Genomic DNA, 25,891 nt, shown 5'->3' on the forward strand with positions numbered 1-25,891 from the left:
TAAAAGACGATTTTTTGGAATTTTTTTAATTAGTTAAGTCTAATTTGCCTCACTTGAAGCTGGAGGTGACAGTAAGCGTTACCGGCTCAAAATTAGACAAACAGCTTTGCTGCTTCTTCGATCACAATAGCGTGGCGAGCGGCGAGTGCTATCTGGTCTTCGTCATAGCCACCACCAATCACGGTGGCAATGGGTATCTTCAGTTTCAGGCAGGTATTGATCACTGACTTGTCGCGGGCACGAATACCATCGAGGGTGATATTAAGGAGCCCCAAAGGATCGTTGGCATAAACATCCACCCCGGCGTCGTAGATAACCAGTTCAGGCTGGGCTTGTTCGATGACCTGCAGCAGTGTCTCTTCGACCGTCTTTAGATAGTCACCATCCCCGAGCCCTTTTTCTAATCCGACATCCAGATCACTGATGGCTTTGCGGTGGGGAAAGTTCTTTTCACAGTGGATCGAACAGGTGAATACCTCTGGATCGTCCTCAAGTATTCGTGCCGTACCATCACCTTGATGAACGTCACAATCAAAGATAAGTATCCGTTTAGCCTTGCCGGAATGAATCAGTTGGCGGGCAGCATAGGCGAGGTCGTTAAAGATGCAGAAGCCGGAGCCAAAGTCGTAATGGGCGTGATGGGTGCCGCCAGCGAGATGGCAGGCGACGCCATATTTCAGCGCCAGTTCGGCAGTCAGCAGAGTGCCGTTAGGTGCCAGGAAGGTGCGCTGGTGCAGGCCTTCACTCCAGGGGAGCCCCATGCGGCGTAACTCTTGGTCACTCAACGCATCTATGCTGAAGCGCTGAATATAGTGATAGCAGTGTGCCATGCTCAATTCTGCCGCGGAGCATGGTGTCGGCTGAAATAGATTATGTTGTTCTAGGATCCCTAACTCGCGCATACGTTGCTGCAGCAAGCCAAACTTATCCATGGGAAATCGGTGTCCGGCGGGAAATGGAAAACTGTAATCAGGATGAGCAACAATCGGCAGGTGCATGGTTGGCAGTTTGGCTTGGTTCGTACATTGTATTCGTGGCAGTGATGATACCGGATCACATTGATTGGTACAGACTGTAATCTAAGGTAACCTCGGTAACTCATTTCCGTTTTTTCCCGCTTTTTATTCTTTTCGGAGTCTTTTCCTATATGCGACAGCGCCATGCCCCAACCGATCCTAATGCGAAAATAAACTGGGCTGTGATCAAAATGCTATGGCCCTATATGCTGGAATTCAAGCGTCGGGTGGGCTTGGCCGTGCTGTGCTTGATGCTGGCAAAAGTGGCCAGTGTTGTCTTGCCGTTTGTGCTCAAACATTTGGTCGATGCGATGGATCGTTCGGCTCAGCCTTTAGTCGAGACCCTAGCATTGCCACTGGGCTTAGTATTGGCCTATGGTCTGGTGCGTTTCTCCAATGTGCTGTTTGGAGAATTCCGAGACACCTTGTTTGGGCGTGTCACCGAACGCGTTATTCGCCGTATTGGTTTGCGGGTGTTTGAGCATCTGCATCGCCTGGATTTGGATTTTCACCTCAATCGCCGCACGGGTGGGCTGTCTCGCGACATAGAGCGTGGTACTTCTGGCATCAACTTTTTGCTGCGCTTTATGGTATTCAATATCGTCCCTATAGTGCTGGAACTATTGATGGTCGTGGGGGTGCTGTTTTACAACTATGGCTGGCCTTTTGCCGTGATCACCCTGTTGTCGGTGACCGCCTATGTCGCTTATTCCGTGGTGGCGACAGAGTGGCGTACCCGTTATGTGCGTGAGGCCAATGCTGCTGATTCCACCACAAACACCAGAGCGGTCGATAGCCTGCTGAATTACGAAACGGTGAAGTATTTTGGTAACGAGCAGTTTGAAGCTGATCGTTATGACAGCTCGTTAGCCGCGTGGGAGCAGGCTAAACGCAAAAACCGACTTTCCCTGTTTACCCTTAATGTCGGGCAGGCGCTGATTATCGCCATCGCTATGACCAGCATGATGGGGCTGGCCGCCTGGCAGGTCACGCAACAAGCGATGACTCTAGGTGACTTTGTTCTGATCAATGCGTTTATGATGCAGCTCTTTATGCCGCTCAATTTTTTGGGTTTTGTTTACCGCGAGATGAAAGGTTCGTTGGCTAATATCGATGAGATGTTTGGCTTGCTGACCAAGCAACCCAAAGTGGTTGAAGTAGAACAAGCTGCCACCCTAATTATTACCGATGGCGCGGTGAGCTTCAATGATGTCAGCTTTCACTATCATCCAGATCGTCCCATTCTGAAAGGGATCAGCTTTAGTGTCGCCCCGGGGCAGAAAGTCGCAGTGGTAGGGGAGAGCGGCGCGGGTAAATCGACGCTAATGAAATTGTTGTTTCGCTTTTATGATGCCAATAGCGGCGAGATCTGTATCGATGAACAACCGATTGCTAAGGTGTCGTTAGCGTCATTGCGGGCGGCGATAGGGATCGTGCCGCAAGATACCGTGCTATTTAATGATTCGATTCTGGAAAACATTCGTTATGGTCGCCCTGACGCCAGTGATGAAGAGGTGGCTGAGGCGATCAAACTGGCGCACCTATCCACTTTTATCGCGCAACTGCCGCAAGGCTGGGATACCACCGTCGGTGAGCGAGGCTTAAAACTCAGTGGGGGTGAAAAACAGCGGGTTGCTATTGCCCGTACCATACTAAAACGGCCACCAATACTGGTGTTCGATGAAGCGACGTCGTCCCTTGATAGCCAGTCCGAGCAAGCGATCTTGTCAGCCATGGCGAATGTCACCAAAGGCCATACCAGCTTAGTGATCGCCCATCGCCTATCTACCATTCAGGACGCAGACAAAATCATTGTGCTGCAGCAGGGCGAAGTGGCCGAGCAGGGCACCCATCAACAACTGCTAGCGGCTAACGGTATTTATAGCCGCATGTGGCAGATACAACAGCAGGAAGAGTGAATCACACAGAGAGCACTTGCTGGCCTTGTATCTTGCCGTTGTCAGTGAGTCTTTTCTATTTCACATTTATCTACCAACTGTGTTGAGCGTATGGCGTGAATTCACGACAATAGTTCGATTACAAATGGAATTCATTATTGTGCCCGATCGGTTTTTCTTGCGGGCAGTTTAGGAGCCGGAAAGGATGCGGATCACAGCGTTAGTGAGTTATGTCATGTTTGCTTTGGCCTTTATTGGCGCGGTGAAAGGGCATTTATGGATGTGTGGGGTGTGCCTCCTGCTTGTTTTAGCTGCGCGGTGGGGCGAGTCCGTGTTTTGGGGCTGGCTCGGTAATTGCCTTACGGTGGCTGCCTCAGCTTATCTTTACCATATAGATAATCACCTGCTTGTTATGGGCCTACTGCTTGTTGGCGTTGCATTGTCATCATTACGAGAGGTGCTGTATTCCTCTTCCATTTTTGAAATATTTGGCAGTACCGATTCAAGCAGTGACTCAGGAGGAGGCTCAGGCTCTGACTGCGGAGGTGGAGACTGAGCTCTGCTATTTGTTTTATTTCAAACGTTATGTTCTGCCCCTTTTAAGGGGCAGATTCGTTTTATCTGAATGCATGTGACATTAAAGGAAACGCTTGATGTTTTGGAATAAAAAGAAAAAAGCCGCCTTGCTTGATGAACCTAGAGCCCACCATTACACCCTGGCGCATATTGCCTTTCGTTACTTTTGTGATTCAGATCCTGAGCAGTTCTTTCGCGTGATGGCATCCGACTCGCAAGCTGTTGTCGATATGCTGTGGGAGAAAGTATGCCAGCAGTGTGAAGGGGAGGCTTCGGTAGATCTTGATATCGCAGAGCTGGCTGTTACGCCTCTGAAAATTGGGGACTACCCGGGGCTACTGATTGAGATGCCTGCAGCACGGGCGATCGTTGAAGCCATGATGATTCTGGTGGTATTGACGGAACCGCTTGCGTCGTTAGAGCAGGTGGAAAAACCAAGTTATCGCTATTTTGTCTTGGAGCTAGGTGAGCCTGCTGACGAGAAAGAAATGACAGTATTTTGTGAGTGGGCAGATGACAATCACCTTAACCGCGGAGAGGGATGCGAGCCTACGCCAGATGCCTTTATTCAGCTTGTTGCTAGTGTGGTTGAGTAACGGTTGAGAGGCCACAATCCGTTACCCTAACCTGACTCCCAGCAACCATTGCGATAGCGTTCAGCGAGCTGGTATTGATGTCGCTGACTAAATCGTAAATTTAGGTGTGAGCAGGCGGATCAACTTCACACTGGTTGCCAGCATTCTATTCTAGTATTTAAAGACATTGACCGAGTCATGGAGGCGCATCAATGCATGCTAGATCTAAGGGAGTAACACGCTGGTTGCCAGGACTAGCGAGTTTTAAAGGGTATCAGCGTCAGTGGTTTAGTCGTGATATGACCGCGGGGCTGTCGGTCGCCGCAATTGCTTTGCCGGTCGGTATTGCCTATGCCAGCTTGGCTGGCGTCCCCCCGGTTGTGGGTATCTATTCCGCGATATTTCCTCTGTTAGCCTACGCCCTGTTTGGATCCTCTCGCCAGTTGATGACTGGCCCTGATGCCGCTACCTGCATCATGGTCGCCGCCAGCTTGGCACCACTGGCGAACGGTAACAGCGATCAGTATCTGGCGATGATGGTGGTATTGACCTTAATGACAGGCGCACTGTTCATGCTGGCTGGGATCGGCCGTATGGGCTTCATTGCGAACTTCCTGTCGCAACCCGTACTGACTGGCTATCTCAACGGTATCGCCCTGATAATTATTGTTGGTCAACTGCCTAAATTTTTTGGTTACCAGAGCGCTGGCGGTGGGATTGGGGAGCAGCTCCCTGAGTTTTTTATCCAAGTGACAAATGCCGATCCGGTAACAACCATCTTGGCTGTTAGTTTGTTGATTTTATTACTCATGGTGCGCCGATTTGTACCTTTGGTACCCAGTGCCATGGTGGTGGTGGTTGTCGGAATTGTTGCCGTGATGGGGCTGCAACTGGAGCAGCGGGGCGTTGCTGTGCTTGGAGAGATCCCTGGGGGATTGCCTTCGGCACATTGGGCGATATTTGATATTGAGATCTACAGGGAGCTGTTTCGCGACGCGGCAGGGCTTGTTTTGATCAGTTTTACTAGCGGGGTGTTAACGGCAAAGAGCTTTGCTAGCCGCAATCGTTATCAGATCGCTCCGAATCAAGAGTTAATTGCTTTTGGGGCCTGTAACTTGGCAAGTGGCTTGGCACAGGGCTTCCCCGTGACCGGGGCCGACTCTAGGACTGCAGTGAATAATGCGATGGGCGGGAAGACGCAGCTAGTTGGTATTGTGGCGGCGATCGCCATGCTGTTGATCCTCTTTTTTGCTACTGGCCCGTTAGCGTCTGTACCGATAGCGGGGTTGGCGGCCGTCATCATGGTGTCTGCGGTGGGGTTGTTTGATCTCGACTCGTTGCGGGTGCTGTACCGGATGAGTAGTAAAGAGTTTGCCGTTTCGGTGATTACTACGTTGGGGGTGTTGATACTTGGTGTGCTTGACGGTGTCTTGGTGGCCGTTGTGTTGTCGTTAGTTTGGTTGTTGTCGGTTGGAGCAAAGCCGAAGGATTCGGTGCTGGGACAGAAAGAGGGCGTTAAGGGCTATCACGATATTAATGATTTTCCGGGGGCGGTGACGTGTCCCGGTTTACTGCTTTACCGTTTCGATTCAAATCTACTGTTTTTTAATGCGGACTATTTCTGTGAGCGGGTCCGCTACTTGATAGCGAAAGCCAAACAGCCGGTGCATTGGGTGGTGGTGGATGCCAGTCCGGTGAATATCATTGATGGCACAGCGCTGCTGAAATATCGAGAGTTGCGCGAGCAGCTAGCGAGCGAAGGTATTGTATTGGCTCATGCTCAGGCAAAACGCAACTTGCGCAGACACTTTCACTCTAACTGGTTTGTTGAGGCGAAGGAAAAATACAGTGCTTACGAGTTCGACACTATCCAACAGGCGGTGGCAGCATTTCAGGCACAACAGGAAGCGCATTCAGTCACTGACAACACTGATTGACGATTTGTCGCTGCACTTATGAAGGGTATCCGAGGTGAGAGCCGTCACTCAGCATGTTGTGCCTTGCGCGGTTTGAATTAGCTCCCACTATGATCAGGTGCATTTGCGTAATGCTTGCTGCTATCTCATATTTAATTAGGTTATTAGCAAATAGAACCAGTTTGCTGGTTGATGAATGCGTAGGCCTATTACTTTTTGATCTTATTAAGCTACATCATCACCGCTGGGGCCATGGGTTTTGCGGCGTTAAACGCGCTACTGATGGCTATTTATGGCGAGCGCAGGCAGCTATATCGTGTCTATGCTTTGCTCTGTTTTCTGGCTGCCTGTTTTCAAGTATCTACCTATTTTTATCATTCAGCAGACTCTGTGGCTGATGCTGTTTTAGCACTGAAACTGCAAGTTGCTACCATCACTTTTCTGTATCCCACTTTTTATTTGTTCATCGAGTATTACACCAAGCGCCCTCTCTCTTTGGTTGTGCTGACTGCGATCTCAGTATTTTCTTTGCTGATTTTCACTTTGAATCTGCTCGAGCCTTTTGGTGTGCGCTTTAGTCAGGTTCATGGCCTTATTGAATCGGCTGTTGCAAGTGAGTCATTGGTGCGCCTGCACGCTGAACAATCCCGCTACGGGATTGTGGTTCATGCTTTTGGCGTGTTGTTTTTAGCATGGGCATTGTGGCGGTTTGTTGATCTGTTACGTGCAGCCGCATGGCGAGAAAGCTTGCTATTTGGCATTGGCATACTGCTGCTATTTGTCGGTGCCGTTGTTGGCGCGTTGATAGATAGTGGCATGATAGATTTTGTTTATGTTATTGGCTTTGGCATGCTGATCATCATCGTGATGATCAGCGTTAACTTGGCGCATGAGGCCCGTCAACAGCGCACTACGATGAAACAACAAGCCAATGTATTGCAGCAGACACAAGCGGAGAGCGCACGCCACCAGGCTTCACATCTACAACTGGCGCAAGTGGTTTATCAGTCCCCTGTACCCATTGTCATCACTTCATTGGATGGTGAGGTGATTAAACAGAATGCCACCAGCCAAACATTCTGGCGAGAGGAACTGCTTGGCATCAATATGATTGCGCAGCTAAGCGCGCTCTATCCAGAGACGGATCTATCCAGTGAGAATATATCTGCGCAGGGTGCTATTTGGTTGCCCGATGTGCCCAGCAACCAGTTTGCTGCTGAAATGGCGTTGACGAAGGAGAACGAATGTTGGCTTAAGTTCAGGCTGTTTGTGATTAATTCTCCGGCTGGAAGCCCTCAGAATATTGCCATCATTTGTGAGGATGCGTCTGAACGCCATCTGTATACGGACAGCTTGCGGCAGATAGCTGAAGGGGTGGCCAGCGGCACTGGCAATGATTTTTACGACAAGATGGTGGTGCAGTTAACCAAGTTATTTGATGCCAAATATGCGTTTATTGGGTTACTGGACGAGCAGTATTCGCAAGTGTCGACATTAGCACTGTCGGTTGACGGTAAGATCAGTAACAATTTTTCTTATGAGCTGGTTGGTACTCCCTGTGCGAATGTAGTGGGCAACGATATTTGCTGTTACCCGAAGAATGTTCAGCACCTGTTTCCGGATGATCACCTTTTGATTGAAATGGGGATCGAAAGCTACATTGGTGCGCCAATGTTTGATGAAGAGGATAAACCTTTAGGCTTAGTCGTTATTCTCGATACTAAGCCCCTGCGTCATACCGATACCGTACAGAATATTTTAGAGATTTTTGCTGCGCGTACGGGAGCGGAATTGCAGCGTCGCGCTGCCGAAGTCCAAGTGCGCAGAATGGCCTACGAAGATTACCTCACGTTATTACCGAACCGCGCGCTGACCTATGAGCGGGTGGGTGTATTAATTAAGCGGCTGCGCCGAAGCGGGAAGCTTGCTTCACTCTATCTGCTCGATATGGATCATTTTAAGAACATCAATGATGTATTGGGGCATGACGTCGGTGATGAAGTACTTCGCGCCTTAGCCAAGCAGCTGCGCGTTACTTTTGCTGATAATCTATTTATCTCCCGTGTTGGCGGGGATGAATTTGTACTGGTTGATGAGTACAACAGTGAGCCCGTTTATGTAGAGCAACTGGCCGAGCTAGTGAATCAGCCATTACAAGTCGGCGATCACTTGATCGATATTGGTGCCAGCATTGGTGTGTGTGCCTTTCCTCAGTTAGAGCAGACACCATTGGATGTGCTGCGTCACGCGGAGCTGGCGCTTTACCAAGCAAAGAAAGCGGGGCGCAACAGGCATGTTGTTTATCAAGTTGAGCTGGAAAATGAGGCGAAAAATCGACTGGTGATCCAGAATGCATTGAAGAAAGCACTGCATGCTGATCAATTGAGTTTGTATTACCAGCCACAACTGACCGCCGACGGCCAGATGTTTGGTGCCGAGGCACTGTTGCGTTGGCATGATCCTGAGCTTGGTTTTGTTTCTCCAGCAGAGTTTATTCCTATCGCCGAAGAGTCGGGTTTGATCCACGCGTTAGGTGATTGGGTGTTGCAAGAGGCGTTAGCGCAACTGAAAGGTTGGTTGGCCAAAGGGTTGCCGTTTGCTGGTCACCTTTCTATCAATGTGTCGCCCTGGCAGTTTGCCTTGCCCAATTTTGTTGAACACCTTGAATCAATGATCCGGATCGGTGACGTAGATCCGGCAATAATCACTTTGGAGCTCACCGAAACAGGGATCCTTGTTGATGTTGAGGACACCATAAAAAAATTCAAACGATTGCGCTCATTGGGGATCCAGATAGCCATGGATGACTTTGGCACCGGATACTCCTCATTGGCCTATTTACGTGATCTGCCCATTGATATTTTGAAGATAGATAAAGCGTTTATTGATGAGTTGCAGAACAGCGACAGCTCACCGCTAACGGAATCGATGATCGCTATCGGCCGGAATATGGATTTACATGTGGTGGCCGAAGGCGTGGAGTATGACCGACAGGCGATCCGCTTGAAGAAACTTGGTTGCACTATTTATCAGGGCTATCTGTTTGCCAAACCGATGTCGGTGTATGACTTTGAGCAGTGGCTAGCTGCTCGCCGCTAATGTGTTGCACAGCCACTATTTTTCTTGCGTTTCCTCTAGCAGACTGCGTATCACCCGAGCTGGCGCACCGCCAACCAAGGTGTCGGCAGGAACATCGTGATTGACCACTGAATTAGCGGCAATAATTGAACGTGCGCCTATGGTGACGCCTTGGTTGATCACTACATTGCCGCCGATCCAAACATCGTCTTCCACCGTGATCGGTTTGCAAAAGGTTTCCCAGCGGCGACGGCTCTCATAATCCATAGCGTGTGACGCGGTATAAAACTGCACATTGGGGCCCACCAAGACGTGATTGCCTAACGTGATGGTCGCACCATCAAGCATCAGCACGTTCATATTGAGAAAGGTGCGTTCGCCCAAACGGATCTGCTGGCCAAACTCACAGCGAAACGGGGGAGTGATAATTGAGCCTTGACCTAGCTCGCCCAGCAGCTGCCGAAATAGCTTTTTCGATTTGTTAAATACGCCGTGATGATTGATCTGTTTGAGCAGGGCAAAGGCGTTATCTCGTACCCGCGCCACTTCGGCATCGCCGCCATTAAACAGCTCGCCGTTAAGCATCTTTTCGTATTCGGTCATCGCTTGCTTCCTTCGGGCTGAGATACAGTCATTATTCTGCTAAATAGGCGTCGTAGCTATCTTTAAAGTGACAGACTAAGAAGTCCATTAAGGTTTTCACGCGGTAGAGTTGATGGCGTGTTGGTGGGGACACCAATGACAGCGGGGTATCTGCCGGGTGCCAAGTCTGTAACACCTCCACCAGATCGCCGCGTGTAATGGCCGATTGCACGTAGATATCTGCAAGGCGAGCAATGCCTTGCCCTGCCAATGCCGCTTTCAGCATCACGCGGCCATTGGTTATCTGGAAGCCATGATCTGCCACGATGGTGATGTTGGATTGGCCATCGTTGAAACGCCACTCATTCACACTGCCGTAGATCAGAGAGCAACGCTTGAGATCGTTAGGGTGGTTCAAAGGACCGTTCTGTTCGACAAACGCTTTGCTGGCGACGTAGCGAGTGGATATCGTGTGAAGTCGACGGGCGATCAGTGATGAATCTGCCAGTTCGCCCATACGCATCACTAGATCGTAAGGGCTGGACAGCAGATCAACACGTTGGCTGGAAAAATCGAGTTTTACGTTAATTGCCGGGTATTGTTGCTGGAACTTAATCAATAACGGCGCTATCAGCTCTTCACCGATCACGCCACCGACCGCGTTCATTCTGATTGTTCCTGACAGCTGTTCGGTATTTTGTACCGCCCACTCTGATGCACTGCTGAGTTGGGCAACGCCTTGTTGGCACATCGCAAGATAACGTTCACCGACCTCGGTGAGCCTAAGTTGGCGTGTAGTGCGAAACAACAATTGCACACCCAGAGTTTGCTCAAGGGTGGAGACTTGCTGACTTAGATTTGACTTGGAGGCATGGGTAGCCTCGGCTGCGGCGCTGAAGCTGCCATGCTCGCATACAGCAATAAACGCACGAATGCCGCTCCAGTAGATAGTGTCGCTCTGGTCTTTGTTCATAAATTAAGAACAGTGTTTTAATTTTGTGGCTGTTTATTAAAACAATAGCATCTTTATGATAGCGCCTACACTTTAAACGGCCTTTGACCGTCATCTCGGCAAACATTGATTAAGAGAGCATTGAAATGAACAAATCACTCGTTGTTATTACCGGTGCAAGTTCTGGTATTGGCGCAGCAATGGCGCAGGCATTTAGTTCACAAGGGCACCCACTGCTGCTCTTGGCTAGACGCATCGAAAAATTGCAAGCATTAGCTTTACCAAACACTTTATGTCGACAAGTGGATGTTACTGATCGGCAAGCGATTGCTGCTGCCGTCAACGACGCAGAAGCGCAGTTTGGTGAGGTCGACCTGTTTATCAACAATGCTGGATGTATGTTGTTGGGTGGTTTAGATACACAAGACCCGGCTGAATGGCAGCGGATGTTTGATGTGAACGTGTTGGGATTGTTGAACGGTACTTACTCTGTTTTGCCCGCGATGAAAGCGCGCAAGGGTGGCACCATCATCAACATCAGTTCAATCGCAGGCCGTAAGACATTTCCCGGTCATGCCGCCTATTGCGGAACCAAGTTTGCGGTACATGCGATGAGTGAAAACCTGCGAGAAGAGGTCGCGGATGATAATGTGCGAGTTATCGTGATTGCACCGGGCGCGGTAGAAACAGAGTTGCTTTCTCACACGACATCTGAAGAGATAAAAGCGGGTTACGAAGATTGGAAAGAGAGCATGGGCGGTGTGATTAACCCCGATGACATTGCTCGCACAGCGCTGTTTGCTTACCAGCAGCCACAAAACATGTGTATTCGTGAAATTGTGGTGGCCGCGACCCGCCAGCAGCCTTAATTCGAGTCGTTGTTTATGACAGCGCAGACAACCCGTCTGCGCTAGTTTCTGCAGTGTGTTTTTTAGACTTTTCGCGGGTCATGAAACATGGTGTTCATCTCATGCAGGCGGCTGGCTAATGCGCTCATGTCGAGAATTTGCAGTTGTCCACGTCCTAATTTCACTTCGCCTGCTTTCTCGAAATTCCTCAAAACCTCGTTCAGCCTAGAGCGGCTTAATCCGGTGACGCTCGCGAGTTGGTCTTGGGATACTTTGATCATCGGTACTGTTTTATCGACCGTTGCGGAGGCTTGTCTGCGGGCAAACTCTAGCAGTGCGTAGGCGGTTTTGACCCGTTTATCATGCATGGCGGCCAAGTTAGCTTGCATCCAATTGCTTTGGGCTTTTTGTGCTATGTGAAACAACCACTTGTATACGTCAGAGTCGTTGTTTGCCATTTGCTTCAGCTTGCCGCCAGGGAAATAGAGTAGATGAACGGGGGCCACTTCTTCAGTTAACACAAATAGTTGAAAACTCGCACCTATCGAAAGTGCTCCCACCCAGTCTCCGGGGCCGAGCACTGTTCCGACCATATTCGTGCCTTCGTAAGGTGCGAAGCAGATGGTTTGAACACCACGGATAAAATAGATCACCCCGCTGAATAAGCCCATCTCGCGGTCTTTAATAAGACTGCTTAAGCTCTTCTCAACACGGGCAATGGCTAATAGTTCATGCTTAAGGGATATGGGGATATCACACCCCCAGTCGAGCTGATCAATGGTCGGTTTTTGCGTCAAAGTGTGTCACGGTGTCCAGCGGTCATATGCTGCAACTGTATCACAGTGTTTGATAGGGATTGATCTTTCCCTTTGCATGAATATGACTGTATGACCGCAAGCGAAGATGGAGGACCAGAAAAGGTCCTCCATATTTGTACTGGTTAGGTGTATCAGCTCGCTTGTCGTTCTTGTTCTAGTTTATTGACGGTGTCCCTTAGTACTTGTTCGAACTGTTCAACGGCGGAATCAATTCTTGGAAGAATAGCGGCGGCGCCTTGCTCTTCGAGTTCTTCTGGAGATATTTCATCGAGCTGCACACGGCGCATCGACTGCATAATCACTTCGCCTGTGGTTTTATCGGTCAGTTCAAATTCAAGAAACATCATCGGGATCTTGTCACGTTTACCCGCCGCCTCTTTAATGCCGGTAACGATCAGTGCCACAGGAATGTACTGATAAAAAGCTAAATCTTCAGAGGTATTGGTGATGCCGGTGAACGCACTGCGTAGCAACAAGGGGTTACCATCACCTGATAACAACACTTCGTTGCCAATTTTGTTCTGCATTTGATTTGCAAAGTGCACCGCTAGTTGTTGTTGCTGTTCAACCGTTAAACTTGAATCTGTCGCCATGCTATCGGCGATCATAGTCGTTGTTGGTGCGACCGTAATACTGCTGAAAGTACTTAAGTCTGCATTGTCGTTTCTATATCGGAGTAGGTGATCTTCACCTTCTACTTCGGCAAGCTTGTTATAGTTTGACAGAAAACCGGAGTGGCTCTGATCTAAGTCGGGTGCAGAGGCACATCCGCTAGCAAAAACGATAGCTGATATCATGCAGAACGCTGACTGAAATAATTTCATATATCTACTCTTTGGTGATAGGTCTTATTGCGTAGCTAAGCTCGCAAGGCAGTGTTACTTGGTTCGATTGGGGAGCACTTTAACGACGAATTCTTGGGCTGTATGTTCTTAGCGGCACATAAGCTTAATTTTTTATTTACCAGTGGGTTAGGTTTGCTGATTGGTTAGTTTTCTCACTGAGGCTTCGGTTTGGTGAAGTCACTGGCTATAGGAAGATGCTATTTAGCCATCGGCCAGTGATAGACCACTAGGTAGGCTATCTCCCCAAATCTGCTGTTCATCTTGTTGGCTTACGTCATCGTCTAGCCACCTTAACCAGCGTTCGTTGTGGCGTGTCCGTTTTAGTTTTGCTCTGACTTGATTGCGTAGACTCTCGTCGATAGAGAATGCCGTATCAGATGGCCGTGCCATTGACGCTGCGGGGAAACAGATCTGAGGGTACAACTTCCAATCCATTGAAAGTAGGGCGTTAAGCCAGGATGTGACATCTTCTTTTGATACGCGGAAGCGAGGCGGCGCGTAGGCTAAGCGACGGGAACCAACGCGTGCAAATGCCCAGCAGGTTGCCGCAAGCTCATCTTGCTTACTGATTTTATTGAGCAATAAATTGCCCACTTCTGCTTTAACTTCGACGGGAATACGCTCTAACGCACCAACCAGACGAATGCGCTCTTCAATACCGGCCTGTTGGCGTGGCTTATTGCCAGCACTGCGAGCATAGCCCGGTATCAGTACCATACCAATGTCATCCAGCAGGGTGGCTTGTTGTTCATCATTCAGTCCGGCAGCTATCCGACGCCATAGCACCCACCATTCTTGCCAACCTTGGGTTTCTTGTTGGTATTGCAAGCCGCTATTATAAAGCTGCCAAAGCTGATCAATACGCTGATTATCGCCTGGCATGCCATTACCAGGGCGCAGGCAATAGCCACTAAGATTAAACCAGATCCGTTCATGTTTTAGGCTACGGCGGCGCTTACCGGCAGTTTCCAGTAATTGATCGGCCAAATGCCGAGCGGTATCGGCACTCCAGTTGTCGCGTTTTCCCAGCTGTTTCTCTAACTGATTGCGCAACTCAGAGACATTGAGTACAGCCTTGCTGCTACCGAATACTTGATGAATAAGCTTGAATGCGGCCGTTGGTGTGCTTTGACAAGCTGGGGCTATGTCTGCCTGTTCATGGGCGCGGAGGTTAAAACTGATCGGCCACTGTTGCGTGGGCTCATCAATCGCCTGACAAGCGACAGCCAGCTGTCCCAGCTCGGTCAGCCGGGTGCTAAGCCTGACGTTCACCATGCCGCTACCCGCTAGCTCAGTGGTGAGTTTGGGTAGGTGGTGCAGTTGGTGGCTGTCAGCAATGCGTTGGCCGAGTTGATAGCGTGTGGCACCGTGGTCACTGGCGATCTCAAATTGCACCGGCTCACCGCACATGAGGGTGAAATCCGGTGTGCTAAGAGTCTGGCTATGATCTGTTGCGCTACCTTTGGGCAGAATACAAAAAGCCTGTTTACCACTTTGGCTGTCGACAATAGCGAAGTAACTGCGGGCACTGTCGCTCCGGATCAGTTGCTGTTTTTGTTGTCTTAACCAGCCGTAGTAAGCCGCTCCGCGGGCAACTGCCAGGTCCGGTGCGGGATTCTCCAGCAGAGTAATTGGCCGTTCTGACCACTGTTGTAGCTGTGCGATTAAACGCTGGCGTAGCTGTGGGCTATGAAACGGGCTGCCATTGAGCAACAGGGTGTCGGGCGTGATCCCGGTCTGTTTGATGTGCGGCGCAAGAAAAGCTGCCAGGTGGCGGGTGATCGCTGCGTCAGCAGGATAGGGCAACCCTGTTTGTACTAAAGCACCTTTGCGTTGCTGTGGGTAGGCAGTACTGTCGACTAAGGGAAAGAAGCCATCCAGTGCCAGCTGTTCCACTTCTTTAGCGGTTAATCGGGTTTGCTGGGTGCCGCCAATCAACGCACTGCCGCTGCCTAACAGGTTAATCTTGAATTCGTCTGGCGGATCTGTGGCCAGCAGTGTTTCTTTCGCTTGCCGACTTTGCTGACTCAGCTGCTGTAGCTGCTTAAAATCGGGGCGAGCAGGTTTATCACTCGTGTTAAGCTTGCGCTGCGCCTGTACTGCGAGCGCCAAGTCAATGTTGTCGCCGCCGAGCATCAGGTGTTCGCCAACGGCCACACGCTCCAACTGCGGACGCTTTTGCTCTGCAGATGGCTTGATATTTATTAGCGTAAAGTCACTGGTGCCTCCGCCAATATCACACACTAACATTTGTTCACGATCTGCGAGTGTATCGCTGTCTGCTTCGCGCAATAGCCAATCATAGGTGGCTGCAATCGGCTCTTCTAACAGTACCGGTTGATTTAGACCTGCCAGAGCTGCCGCTTCTTGTGTCAGGGCGCGGGCGTGATCATCGAAAGACGCTGGGACGGTTATCTGTAACTGCTGTTGTGCCATCGGTGCATCGGCAAACTGATGATCCCAGGCGCAACGCAGATAATCGAGGTAACTCGCAGTGGCCTGCAGCGGTGAGACCGTTGCGACATGGGCTTCGGCGCGCCATGGCAATGCTGTCTCGGCTGTCTGCTGGCAAAGCCAGCTTTTCGCGCTTTGTACCAAGCGACCGGGCATCGCACTACCCAACTGTTGTGCCCAGTGCCCAAGTAAGGCATTCGGCAACTGTTGCTGTAGCTGACTGCTGGGCCAGGGTAGCTGTTGCTGTGCAGCGGACACTTCGGCACCAGGATGATATCGCAGCGCTGGCAAGGTAAGGGCTGTGCCCCATTGGCCTTTATCCAGCCATTGCGGGATCGGCCATACCTGAAATGCAGAGGTCGCAGCTGACGGCTTCGCCGAACGGCCGAGCTTGGCATAGGCCAGCACGATGTTGCTGGTACCGAGATCGATACCTATCACATAGCGCGCTGACTCGGTGTTTGATGTCGTCATGAATTAGCTGGTAGAGGGTGGTTACCCTCATAATTTAAGTTCAAGCGGATTCACCACGGGTATCAAATTCAACCTGCCAATGCTCGCTGCCATCGATCGGCATAGCGGCAAGCTCCAGCGTACCAAGGGCATTGATACTGGCTTGTAGTAGCACGGGAACCACATCGCCGGGAGTTCTTCCTTCGGCGGGGAGTAGTGCTTCAATGGCGGGCAGTTCTTCCAGCTCACCCTCATTCCAGAAATCAAGAATATGGCCAGGTTGGTCGTCGCGGCGCACGGTTGAGCTAAAGAAACGGAAGCGTACCGGCTGGCCAACAACCAGACCAAACTCTTGGGTCGGTAAGCTGGCTTCAGTGCCCTCTTCCATGCCAAAAGGTGCGATACAAAAGGCTTCAATCGGCGCTTCCATGCCGGGTACCGCAGGCATGGCACTCTCGATGCCGACATAATAGGCGGAAGCAATACCGCCACGAATGCGCACACCGTTGCCACTGCGAACCGAGCCGTAATAGGCTGCACCGTGGGCTACCGCTTGATCGGGATCGTTACCTGCCAGCACTTTTACTGGTGCCGCGCCATCATCAGTCAGCCATTGATTCAGCACTTCAACAATACGGTTGGTGAGTGGTGAGGCTTTGACGACACCACCATTAAACAGTACCGCAGTGGGGTGAAGAAAACGTGCCCCGGCCGGCAACTGAACATCGCTTAGTTCATCGGTGGCGTGACGTTGTTTACTTAAAAAGGCAGCCAAGTGACGAGTGACTGCAGGATCTTGCGCGTAAGGCAGGTTTAGTTTAGTTAGTGCCCCACGCGCACGATGTACCACAGGGGTTTCTATATCTGTACGTGGGAAGAAGCCTTCGACTAATACGGCATCCACTTCGGCACGACTGAGCTCGGTGCGTAAACTGCCGCCAATCAGGCTGGAGCCGCGGCTGGGAACCACAATTGGCACTTCAGTGAGTTCAGGTTGTGAGAACAGTGTCTCTTTGGCTTGGCGACACCCATGGGAAAGCGCCAGCAGTTGCCAGGGTTGCAGTTGCGTCCCTTGTTGTGCCAGTTTTTGGCGAACGGTATGAGCCAGCGCCAGATCCATGTTGTCACCACCCAATAGCAGGTGGTCACCGACGGCGATGCGATTCAATGCCAGTGCGCCATCCTCTTCAGTGACGGCGATCAGTGACAAATCAGTGGTGCCACCGCCTAAATCGATCACCAGAATGACATCACCGGTAGACACCTGATTGCGCCAGTCACCATGGCTACCTGAGATCCAGCTATACAGCGCGGCTTGTGGCTCTTCCAGCAGTGTGGCTTGATGCAGGCCGACCTCTAGTGCCGCTAAGGCGGTCAGTTCCCGTGCCGAGGGGTCGAAGGAGGCCGGTACTGTGATCGTGAGCTGCTGCTTGGCTAAGGGGGCATCGGGGTGGCGCTGATCCCAGGCGCGGGTCAGGTGCTGCAGATAGTGCTTGCTGACTTCATAGGGCGATAACTTGCTAACATCTTCCGGGGCTTGCAACGGTAGCAACCCTGAGCGGCGGTCCACTTCACCATGACCGAGCCAGCTTTTAGCGCTGCTGACTAAGCGGGTCGGTGTCTTTGCTCCCAGTTCTCTCGCCAGTTGACCGGCAACATAGGGAAACTCTCCCCATGGCAGCTGGCGCTGTGATGGCGGCAGCTCTGACTCGTGGGGCAGGTAGGCGAATGAGGGCAGCGCATTGCGTTCTTCAATTTGGCCTGGACCGACTAATTGGGGAATAGTAAATAACTGCTGTGGCTGTGGTTCGCCATCGTCGCTGATGGTTGCAAAAGCCATCACACAATGGGTCGTGCCCAGGTCGATCCCTACGGTAAATTGCGCTTCACTCATAGCTCCACCTCTGCGGCTGCCAGCACGTTAAAGTCGTAGCCTTCGATGGTTTGCGGCAGATTGATAGCGTTTGCTTTCCAGCCCTTGTGTAACAAGGTGCCATGGAATGGCGCACTGCCACTGACATTACCCGTGAGGCGATAGGCTTGTGGATCAAAGCCCTCTGGCACGGTTATTGGGTTACCTTCAAGGCTGCTGGTGATTGGCGCTAAAGTGACGTGTTCGCTGATCGCTTTCTTTAAACCCTGATGGACGACGCGGGCAGCGGCACCCACCTGCTCATCGCTGAAGCTGGTGACATCTTCCTGAATAAAATCGAGCAGTCGCCCCTCTTTTTGGAGCAGAGCAAGCATCTGTAGGGCACCATCACTGTTGCTACTGGTGAGCGTGACTGCTGGTTCTACTGCCGGTGCCGTTTCGCTCTCGGCAGCCGATGAGGCGACTAAGGTGTTGGTGAAGCGGCGGCTGAAAATGACTTTGAACGCCAGCGCGATACGTGCAAAAAAGTGTGTTTGCATCTGAATTCTCTTTATCTGTGTGGGTATAAGGGCTGGTCTTGGCAAGTGACTTGGTGTGATTTGAGGCTGTTATTCGCCTTCATGGCCACCGCTCGCAGCTCCGTTTACAAGATTGATTGCTGAATAATTTACCAATAAAAGTGTGATCTTGGTAGCGCTTGTCTTATCTGATTTGCGAAAAACGTCATAACTTGGATCACGCGGCGGCGCCTAGGCTTTGCGCACTGCAGATTTGTAGGTCATGCTGCTAGTAGGGTTGCAGTTTTGTTTCTGCTTGTTTAATGAAAAGTAACAAAACGCCTAAGCTTAATAGTAGGCGTAATATAGAAGTGCCAACGTGATATGAGTAAGCATGAATTACAAGGCACGGAAGCTTGGGTTGAAAAAATCAGTGAGCACGAGTTGCCAGCTTTGGCTGCTACCGTGCGAAATCTGGAGAAAATGGCGAGCAATGATACCGCCTCGCTTGCCAGTTTGGGGCAATCGGTACTCCATGACCAAGGCTTAACTTCACGTATCCTGCGGGTGGTGAATAGTGTCAGTTATGGTGTTGGGCGCAACCGTGTCACTACGGTGAGCCGGGCCGCCGTGATCTTGGGGTACAACACCCTTAAACATATCTGTATTACTGCCAAGATGATCGACAGCATGCTGCGCAACCGGGATATCAGTAAGCCGGTGCATAAACGCTTACTGCGTTTGATGGCAAAGTCATTTCACGCAGCGATGCTGGCGCGGGTATTGGTTGGCGAGCATGATGAAGATACTCAGGAAGAGGTCTATATCGCGGCGCTACTGCATGAGTTGGGAGAGATAGCATTTTGGTCAATGGGGGGCGGTGTTACTGAGCGATTAGATGAGGCTTTGACCAATGGCCGAGCACCTCGGGAAAAGATATCGCAGGAGATACTCGGAACCACCTTCGACAAGATCAGTGCTGGCTTAGCCCGTTCCTGGAATATGGGGGATATGTTGGTGCGGTCGATCGAAGATCCTAATCGCCGCACGCCAGAGATGCGTGCCATCGAACTTGCTTCAAATTACAGCCAAGCGCTGACTGACCCCAATGCCAAGATAGATGTGCAGATGTGTTTATCTGAGATGGCTGAATTGGTTGGAGTTCCCATTCCAGGTTTAAAGCGGCGGATTAAGAAATGCACCCAGGATTCGGTTGAGTTGGCGGTGTCCTATGGGGCGGAGTCGTTGACCGAATTTCTCGATCCAGAAGCTGACGTTAATCGTTTTTCGAGTGATGAAGCGCCTCACCATCTGTCTGACGAAGTGATGCAGTTGAAAATGCTGCGGGAACTGACGCAGTTATCGATGGAACGCGCGGATCTCAATTTACTGGTGAACACAGCGATAGAGGGCCTGCATCGCGGCGTTGGCATGGATAGAGTGATCGTGCTGATGGTGAACCAGAAAAAGGATAAGTTGACCCCGCGATTTGTTTCCTGTGCCAATGCCGGGCGCATTGAAACTGGTTTTGTCTTTCCGCTAACGTCGTTGGCGACGGTATTTGACGATGCATACAATCAGCAATTGCCATTTTGGGTGGACAAGCCTGAGAGTGAACAATGGCGGCAGAAGGTTACGCCAGCGCTACGGGGGTTGTGTGAAGACTCAGCATTCTTCGTTGCGCCATTGGCCGTGAATGGTAAGTGTTTGGGGGTGGTGTACAGTGATAGGGCTGAAACAGAGCGGCCACTGAGCAGTGACGACTTTGGCGCATTCAACCATTTTACTGGGCAGCTATCTTTGTGTCTGTCGTTAGCTATCCGTTAGCTTATGTTAAGCGATAGCAGCAATAAAAAAGCGCCGTGGTCGGCGCTTTTTGGTATTTGTTTGTCTGCTCATGGCGGCGTCACCGCACTCCAATTAGCCGGTGAGATTTAGGCCCGTTGCTCCATATGCAGGTGATGGGGATAAATCTGTGCAGTTGCTTCCGTGATCAGATCTTCGATCTCGGTAGAACGGTTTGGAAAGAAACCAGCAATACCGGCGGAAAAACTCAGCCTATTCATATCTGCTTTGTCGGGTATTGCCGCGATATGTTCATGGAACTTTTCCAATACCAACTCTGCATGGGCTAGGGGGGTATTGGTTAGTAGCACAACGAACTGATTGCTGGACATTCGCGCAGTCATGTCGCTGACACGAAACGTTTTTCGCATCTGTTCTGCAAACAGTTTCAAGGTGTGAAGGTTCTGAGGGGCTCCTTCTACGCCATTGAGGTTATTCAGTTCAAAACAAACCAGTGTGGCTGGTGCTCCCTGACGCGCACACAGATTGAGCATGTGCTGAGCCAAGAAGATAAATCCCAAGCGATTACCGGTTCCCGTTAGTTCATCGATCGTTGCCAGCTTTAACGCTGCCAACCGCTTTTTTTCGTCAGCGGGGATGTTTGGTGTATTCAAAACGACTACCTTTCTATCCAAAGCAGCACTCCATTGATTAGCTGTTATCTGTGATAAAAATCTAAAGCAAAACCTAATCAATCAGGCGCTGCTGATTAGCTGCTGACTTTAATATTAGCAGTCGGTAGAGGTGCTGCTGATGAAGCAACCGAATTGCGAGCTGACTCCCAATGAGGAGCTTTGCGTTGGCAAAACGTGGAGTTTGTGCAGGTCGTTGGTTCAGCTATGGGATAAATAGGCGTTAGGATCGAGGTAGAAAAGTTGCTTCCAGCCTTGGGTTTGGGTGCTATAGCGCCACAAGTAGGGCAGTAAAGTCACCAGAGAGTAATGTAGATGAGGAGGCTTGCCTGCTGCATTTCCGGTATCGCCGAGCGTTCCCAGTTGTTCCTGCTTGGATATCCAGCTGGCGCTACTGACGCTGCGCGAAGCTAAGTGAGCGTAATAGTGGATCCGCCATTTGGGGCCGAGTACTACTACCACATGTCCGCCTTTTTGCCATTCGCCGGAATAAAGCACAAGGCCGCTAGTCGCTGCGATAACGGGTGTCCCTTTGCTGGCAAAAATGTCGATACCTTTATGGACGCCTGAGCTGCCCCAGGGTTCATACCAAAATGTATCGGGATGCCAATCATTGCTTGATGCGCCCTTGACCGGGATCGTCATTTGGCTTGGAATTAACAGGCCGATTATGATGATAGCGAGCAGAACAAGCAGAGTTGCTTTGTAGATCCCTTTTTTGGTGTTTTCCATTAACCCTGCTTCCTTGGTTTGGTGATGCTATCTAGAGCGAGCATTCGACATCGACGAAGGCTCGCTCTATCTGGCAACGTTAGCGTTGACGCAGTTCGCTCATGATCTCGGCAAAGCTATCAAAGTCTAAAGTTTCACCGTCAGACAGTGCTGCTGCTGGTTGCGGGTGAATATCGAGAATAATGCCGTTGGCACCCGCCGCTTTTGCCGCATAGACCAGCGGTGCTAGCTGATTTATATGGCTGATAGCATGCGTGGGGTCGACGATCACTGGCAGATGAGTCATGCTTTTCAAGGCGGGGATGGCGCCCAGATCAAGGGTTTGTCGACTAGCGCCTTCAAAGGTGCGGATACCGCGTTCACATAGGATCACTTGCCGGTTTCCTTGCGCCATGATCACTTCTGCGGCTTGTAACAGCTCATCTAAGCTGGCCATCAATCCACGTTTCAGAATGATCGGGCGATGGGTGCGACCCACTTCTTGCAACAACTCAATATTCTGCATGTTACGAGCACCGATCTGCAGCAGATCTGCTTGGCGCGCCGTTTCCGTGACTTGCTCAGGGTGGTGTACTTCAGTGATGAATGGCAGGTCAAAGCGCAGGCCAGCTTCGCGCAGGTACTGCAGGCTCTGCTGTTCGTTAGGAAGATTGCCATCCTGGTTGATTTGTGGCGGATAGAGCGCCCCGCGCAAAATGGCTGCCCCACACTCTTTGGCTTGTTGCGCACAGGCATTTAACTGCTCCTGTGATTCAATGATGCCAGGACCAGCGATAGTGATGAACTGATCACTACCGATGACGGTGTGACGTACCCGTATCTCAGTGTCAGGGTGGCCATTTCTGGCAACCAATGAATGAGCTGAGGCCGCCGCGCTTTCGGTTTTGCTCGCTGATGTGGCGGTATTATTGGGTAATGGCAGCTTATCCAACGGCACATGGGTGGGACTGACCTCTTCCGACGGATAACAGCCTAATACTTTCAGGTAACGGGTGATCCGGGTCAGGGCTTCCAAGGCACTCTGCATATGACTGCTTTGCAGGTTGCCTTCTACATCAATGTAAAATAGCTCTTCCCATGGGTTACCTTGGATAGGGCGTGATTCCAGCTTGCACATATTGAGTCCGTGCTCGCGCATCACTAACAGGGCTTCAACCAAGGAGCCCGGCTTTTGTTCCACCGACATGATCAACGTGGTTTTTGCTGGGATCTGCTCTGCCACCTGTACCGGTTTGCGTGCGATGACGATAAAACGGCTGAAATTTTCTTTTTGGTTGGCCAGTCCGGTTTTGATTGGAGTTAAGCCATACAGCTCACCACCATCGGCACTGCCAATCGCTGCCACATGAGGATCTTTAAGTTCACTGACTTTCAGAAATGCAGCGGAGGATGCATCACAAGACTCAATTTTAATACCGGTTAACGAATCCAGATATTCGCTACACTGTTGTGCCGGTTGAAAATGGGCGTAGATGGTATTGATTTGGCTCTCAGAGGAGGGCACAGCCGTTAACAAGCAATGTTCGACTGGCAATGTCATCTCACCAACGATGGAGCAGGTGGTGTGTTGCAGGACGTCGTAAACTTGAGTGATACCGCCTGAGGAGGTGTTTTCAATGGGCAACATGGCGTAGTCCGCTGTGCCTGATTCCACTTCATTGATGATCTGACTGAAGCTAGTGCAGCCCCGTTCTACCAAATCATCACAGGTGCGGGAGAAGTATTTGCGCATTGCCAAGTAGCTATAGGAGCCTTTGTCACCAAGGAAGGCCACACGGTAAACTGGTTTACGGTTTTCTGGATTGGCCAACTGCTGCAACATTGCCTGCTGCGTTAGCACTGAGTCTTCGATGATGGTGTGATAAATCTGGGTGACATAATGGGCATCCAGATCAAGCTCGCGCCCCTGTTTTATCAGCGTGACTAACAACGCTTCTTCTCGGGTCTGGTCTCGCACCGGGCGGGTCGCTTCAATTTTGCTGCGGGCGACATCCAAGGACAGTTCACGTCGACGCGACAACAGTTTTAAAACTGTCGTGTCCAGCTCTGTGATCTCTTTGCGGATATCATCCAGTGAAAGCGGCTTATCCATCCTAGTGGCTCCTGAAATTTGGTAAAAAAAAACCTCCCACAATGGGGAGGCTTATCAATTCGTCTTTCTTTGTGTCTTTACACGACGAAATCGCCCCCCGGTGAACCGGTGGTAAAGGCAAAAAGAAAGAAAAACAGCGTTTGGATCTTCATGATGCTCAATCTATGGTGGATCGTGGGATGTGTCAAGGCGACGATACAGAAGAGCGGGGATTATCCCCGCTCATTTGCTTGACATCATGCTTATGCAGCGTTTTCGACGTCGTCTACTGATTCTTCAAAATAGGGCTCGTCATAGAGCGCTTCTTCAACAAGTGGCTCTCCGGCGATCAATCCTTGGCGACACTGATCTTTGCCACTGCGGCTGCCACGGTGGGCGGAAGGCTTATGCTGGTAGCGATTCAGTTGGCGCTCCAGGCGCTGTCCCAGCAAATTAATGGCCGCGTACATATCTTCATGCTCTGCCTTGGCAAAGATTTTGTCGTTTGGCACGGTAATGGAGGCTTCAATTTGATGCAGTTTTTTCTCTTGCGAGAGGATGACATGGGGATTAATGAGAGAAATGTCGAGACGTTCTAACTTATCAAACCGAGATTCAATACGCTCGCGAAGAGCTTCGGTGATTTCAATGTGTTTAGCGGTGATTTCGATGCGCATAGGCATTCTCCTCTTGTCACTGTTATCACTTATTGCATAGACAGACTATCGCGGTCAGAGTTCCATTGGAATTGATTTCGGTCACGTTTTTTTCCGCATCGTAAAGTTCCCTGACAGTTTGTGATGGGTCGTCCACTTCTGCTAAATTGCTTATTCCAATAGTTGAAAAATCAGGGTCTGTACCCATGGCTGAGAACCTCGATGTCAAGCAAGCCAGCATACGCGTATGGGATCTTCCTGTGCGTTTGTTTCACTGGTGCCAAGCGGGTCTATTTGTAGCGATGTGGGCGACCGCTGAGTTCGGCGAAATGGATTGGCATCTCTGGTTGGCTTATTGCCTGATCACCCTCTGGACTAGCCGCATTGTTTGGGGGGTCATCGGTAGTGATACTGCACGTTTTAGTCAATTTTTTCGTTCACCGATAGCCGCTTGGGGTTATCTTCGCGGCTCACCGCATACGCAGTTAGGCCATAACCCTGCTGGTGGCTGGATGGTGATGTTACTGCTCCTGCTGATGGGGTTGCAGTTTGGGTCTGGACTATTTACCAGCGACGATATCTTTACCGAGGGACCACTGTACAGTTTAGTCAGCGATGATGTGGCTAGCTTTATGGGTTGGTGGCATGAGGTGAACTTCAACTTGTTATTGGCAGCCGTTGCTCTGCACCTGTTGGCTGTCATTGTTTATGAAGTTAAAGGTCATCGTCTTATTCCCGCCATGTTCAGCGGCGTACGTCTGCGCAACGGTGAGCCTGAAGTCACTTTCCGTGCTAGCTGGTTGTGGTGGTTGGTGCTGTTGATCGGGGGTGGTGTGCTGTATTACTGGTGGCAACCCAGTATACCCTGGTGATCTTGAGTGTGTGCTCTGCCTCTTACCTCATTCCTTGCTAATGGATAGTTATAACTGATGCCCACCATTCTCTGTTACGGTGATTCAAATACATGGGGTGCCGTGCCCGGAAAAGACCGACGCTTTGCTGCCTCTGAACGCTGGCCGGGACGATTGCGTGGTCTGCTACCTGCTGACTTTGAAGTCATTGAAGAGGGGCAACCCGGCAGAACCACGGTGCATGATGATCCGGTGGAGGGCGAAAAAAATGGCCTGCGCTATCTGCGCCCCTGTTTGGAGTCCCACCTGCCGGATTTAGTGGTTTTGCTGCTGGGCACAAATGACCTTAAGCATCGCTTAGGTTTGTCTGCTTTTGATGTGGCCGAAGGGGTAGGCAGGCTTGGCAATGAGATCCTGACATTTCAAAGTTGGGTTAAACCGATATCGCCCAAACTTTTATTAATTGCACCGCCGCCAATCCGTGAAGTTGGATATTTCGCCGATATGTTTCGTGATGGTGAGTTAAAGTCGGCAGAGTTTAGCCAGCGGTTTAAGGCCAAAGCAGCTGAGCTGAATTGCGGTTTTTTTGATGCTGCCAGCGTCATTCATAGCTGCCCAAAAGAGGGAATACATTGGCGTGCGGAGCAACACAAGCTGTTCGCTAGCGCCTTGGTATCACCGATAAAGGCGATAATAGAATCCGCAAATTAGTAGGCAATAACG

Annotated in this window: 21 protein-coding genes and 1 other annotated feature; of the genes, 9 read left to right on the plus strand and 12 right to left on the minus strand. The window is 50.6% G+C overall.

What is annotated here, in order from left to right:
- Positions 1-92 precede the first annotated feature (92 nt).
- Positions 93-998, minus strand: coding sequence for a histone deacetylase family protein (locus EZV61_RS04050; protein ID WP_131414416.1), 906 nt, complete (start codon positions 996-998; stop codon positions 93-95).
- 149 nt (positions 999-1,147) lie between these two features.
- Here EZV61_RS04050 and EZV61_RS04055 point away from each other — a divergent pair, with 149 nt between their 5' ends.
- From EZV61_RS04055 to EZV61_RS04075, 5 genes are all read left to right on the plus strand, one after another.
- Positions 1,148-2,935, plus strand: a complete 1,788-nt coding sequence (locus tag EZV61_RS04055; RefSeq protein WP_131414417.1) for an ABCB family ABC transporter ATP-binding protein/permease — start codon at positions 1,148-1,150, stop codon at positions 2,933-2,935.
- Between the two features lie 184 nt (positions 2,936-3,119).
- Positions 3,120-3,470: a hypothetical protein gene (locus tag EZV61_RS04060; RefSeq protein WP_131414418.1), complete on the plus strand. Its 351-nt coding sequence runs from the start codon at positions 3,120-3,122 to the stop codon at positions 3,468-3,470.
- Between the two features lie 97 nt (positions 3,471-3,567).
- Positions 3,568-4,086 carry a hypothetical protein gene (locus EZV61_RS04065; RefSeq protein ID WP_131414419.1) on the plus strand — a complete coding sequence of 173 codons (519 nt, stop codon included), beginning with the start codon at positions 3,568-3,570 and terminating at the stop codon, positions 4,084-4,086.
- Positions 4,087-4,277: 191 nt separating this feature from the next.
- A complete protein-coding gene (locus EZV61_RS04070) occupies positions 4,278-6,002 on the plus strand; it encodes a SulP family inorganic anion transporter (protein WP_131414420.1) in 1,725 nt (574 codons plus the stop codon).
- A 195-nt stretch (positions 6,003-6,197) separates the two neighbouring features.
- A complete protein-coding gene (locus tag EZV61_RS04075; protein ID WP_131414421.1) occupies positions 6,198-9,080 on the plus strand; it encodes an EAL domain-containing protein in 2,883 nt (960 codons plus the stop codon).
- Between the two features lie 15 nt (positions 9,081-9,095).
- Here EZV61_RS04075 and EZV61_RS04080 read toward each other — a convergent pair whose 3' ends face one another.
- Both EZV61_RS04080 and EZV61_RS04085 read right to left on the minus strand, forming a co-directional pair.
- Positions 9,096-9,662, minus strand: coding sequence for a sugar O-acetyltransferase (locus EZV61_RS04080; RefSeq protein ID WP_131414422.1), 567 nt, complete (start codon positions 9,660-9,662; stop codon positions 9,096-9,098).
- Between the two features lie 31 nt (positions 9,663-9,693).
- On the minus strand, positions 9,694-10,614 hold the full coding sequence (locus tag EZV61_RS04085) for a LysR family transcriptional regulator (protein WP_131414423.1): 921 nt from the start codon (positions 10,612-10,614) through the stop codon (positions 9,694-9,696).
- A gap of 125 nt (positions 10,615-10,739) precedes the next feature.
- Here EZV61_RS04085 and EZV61_RS04090 point away from each other — a divergent pair, with 125 nt between their 5' ends.
- Complete coding sequence (locus EZV61_RS04090) at positions 10,740-11,462, plus strand: SDR family oxidoreductase (protein WP_131414424.1); 723 nt, start codon at positions 10,740-10,742, stop codon at positions 11,460-11,462.
- Between the two features lie 62 nt (positions 11,463-11,524).
- Here EZV61_RS04090 and EZV61_RS04095 read toward each other — a convergent pair whose 3' ends face one another.
- The 5 genes from EZV61_RS04095 to EZV61_RS04115 form a co-directional block, all read right to left on the minus strand.
- On the minus strand, positions 11,525-12,238 hold the full coding sequence (locus tag EZV61_RS04095) for a Crp/Fnr family transcriptional regulator (RefSeq protein WP_131414425.1): 714 nt from the start codon (positions 12,236-12,238) through the stop codon (positions 11,525-11,527).
- A 152-nt stretch (positions 12,239-12,390) separates the two neighbouring features.
- Positions 12,391-13,083: a DUF3313 domain-containing protein gene (locus EZV61_RS04100; RefSeq protein WP_131414426.1), complete on the minus strand. Its 693-nt coding sequence runs from the start codon at positions 13,081-13,083 to the stop codon at positions 12,391-12,393.
- Between the two features lie 222 nt (positions 13,084-13,305).
- Entirely contained in the window at positions 13,306-16,032 is a 2,727-nt protein-coding gene (locus tag EZV61_RS04105) for a hsp70 family protein (RefSeq protein WP_131414427.1), read from the minus strand.
- A gap of 40 nt (positions 16,033-16,072) precedes the next feature.
- Complete coding sequence (locus EZV61_RS04110; RefSeq protein WP_131414428.1) at positions 16,073-17,905, minus strand: Hsp70 family protein; 1,833 nt, start codon at positions 17,903-17,905, stop codon at positions 16,073-16,075.
- Positions 17,902-18,423: a DUF2760 domain-containing protein gene (locus EZV61_RS04115; RefSeq protein ID WP_130566574.1), complete on the minus strand. Its 522-nt coding sequence runs from the start codon at positions 18,421-18,423 to the stop codon at positions 17,902-17,904. Before EZV61_RS04115 ends, EZV61_RS04110 begins: the two co-directional genes overlap by 4 nt.
- A gap of 342 nt (positions 18,424-18,765) precedes the next feature.
- On the opposite strand from EZV61_RS04115, the gene EZV61_RS04120 reads away from it, so the two are divergent.
- Positions 18,766-20,208: an HDOD domain-containing protein gene (locus EZV61_RS04120; protein ID WP_114338783.1), complete on the plus strand. Its 1,443-nt coding sequence runs from the start codon at positions 18,766-18,768 to the stop codon at positions 20,206-20,208.
- A 107-nt stretch (positions 20,209-20,315) separates the two neighbouring features.
- On the opposite strand, the gene EZV61_RS04125 is transcribed toward EZV61_RS04120, so the two are convergent.
- From EZV61_RS04125 to hpf, 4 genes are all read right to left on the minus strand, one after another.
- Positions 20,316-20,861 (minus strand): GGDEF domain-containing protein, encoded by a 546-nt coding sequence (locus EZV61_RS04125; RefSeq protein WP_165419314.1) that lies wholly within the window; start codon positions 20,859-20,861, stop codon positions 20,316-20,318.
- A gap of 198 nt (positions 20,862-21,059) precedes the next feature.
- Entirely contained in the window at positions 21,060-21,590 is a 531-nt protein-coding gene (locus tag EZV61_RS04130) for a M23 family metallopeptidase (protein ID WP_131414429.1), read from the minus strand.
- Positions 21,591-21,669: 79 nt separating this feature from the next.
- Entirely contained in the window at positions 21,670-23,682 is a 2,013-nt protein-coding gene (gene aroF, locus EZV61_RS04135; protein ID WP_131414430.1) for a 3-deoxy-7-phosphoheptulonate synthase, read from the minus strand.
- 23 nt (positions 23,683-23,705) lie between these two features.
- Positions 23,706-23,832 (minus strand) — a sequence feature (Phe leader region).
- A 92-nt stretch (positions 23,833-23,924) separates the two neighbouring features.
- The gene (gene hpf / locus EZV61_RS04140) at positions 23,925-24,338 is read right to left on the minus strand and encodes a ribosome hibernation-promoting factor, HPF/YfiA family (protein WP_114338779.1); all 414 of its coding nucleotides are present in this window, start codon (positions 24,336-24,338) and stop codon (positions 23,925-23,927) included.
- 185 nt (positions 24,339-24,523) lie between these two features.
- Here hpf and EZV61_RS04145 point away from each other — a divergent pair, with 185 nt between their 5' ends.
- Positions 24,524-25,189 carry a cytochrome b/b6 domain-containing protein gene (locus EZV61_RS04145; protein WP_131414431.1) on the plus strand — a complete coding sequence of 222 codons (666 nt, stop codon included), beginning with the start codon at positions 24,524-24,526 and terminating at the stop codon, positions 25,187-25,189.
- 57 nt (positions 25,190-25,246) lie between these two features.
- On the plus strand, positions 25,247-25,879 hold the full coding sequence (locus tag EZV61_RS04150) for an SGNH/GDSL hydrolase family protein (protein WP_131414432.1): 633 nt from the start codon (positions 25,247-25,249) through the stop codon (positions 25,877-25,879).
- Positions 25,880-25,891 lie beyond the last annotated feature (12 nt).

This window comes from Corallincola luteus (assembly GCF_004336975.1).
Lineage (GTDB): Bacteria > Pseudomonadota > Gammaproteobacteria > Enterobacterales > Neiellaceae > Corallincola > Corallincola holothuriorum.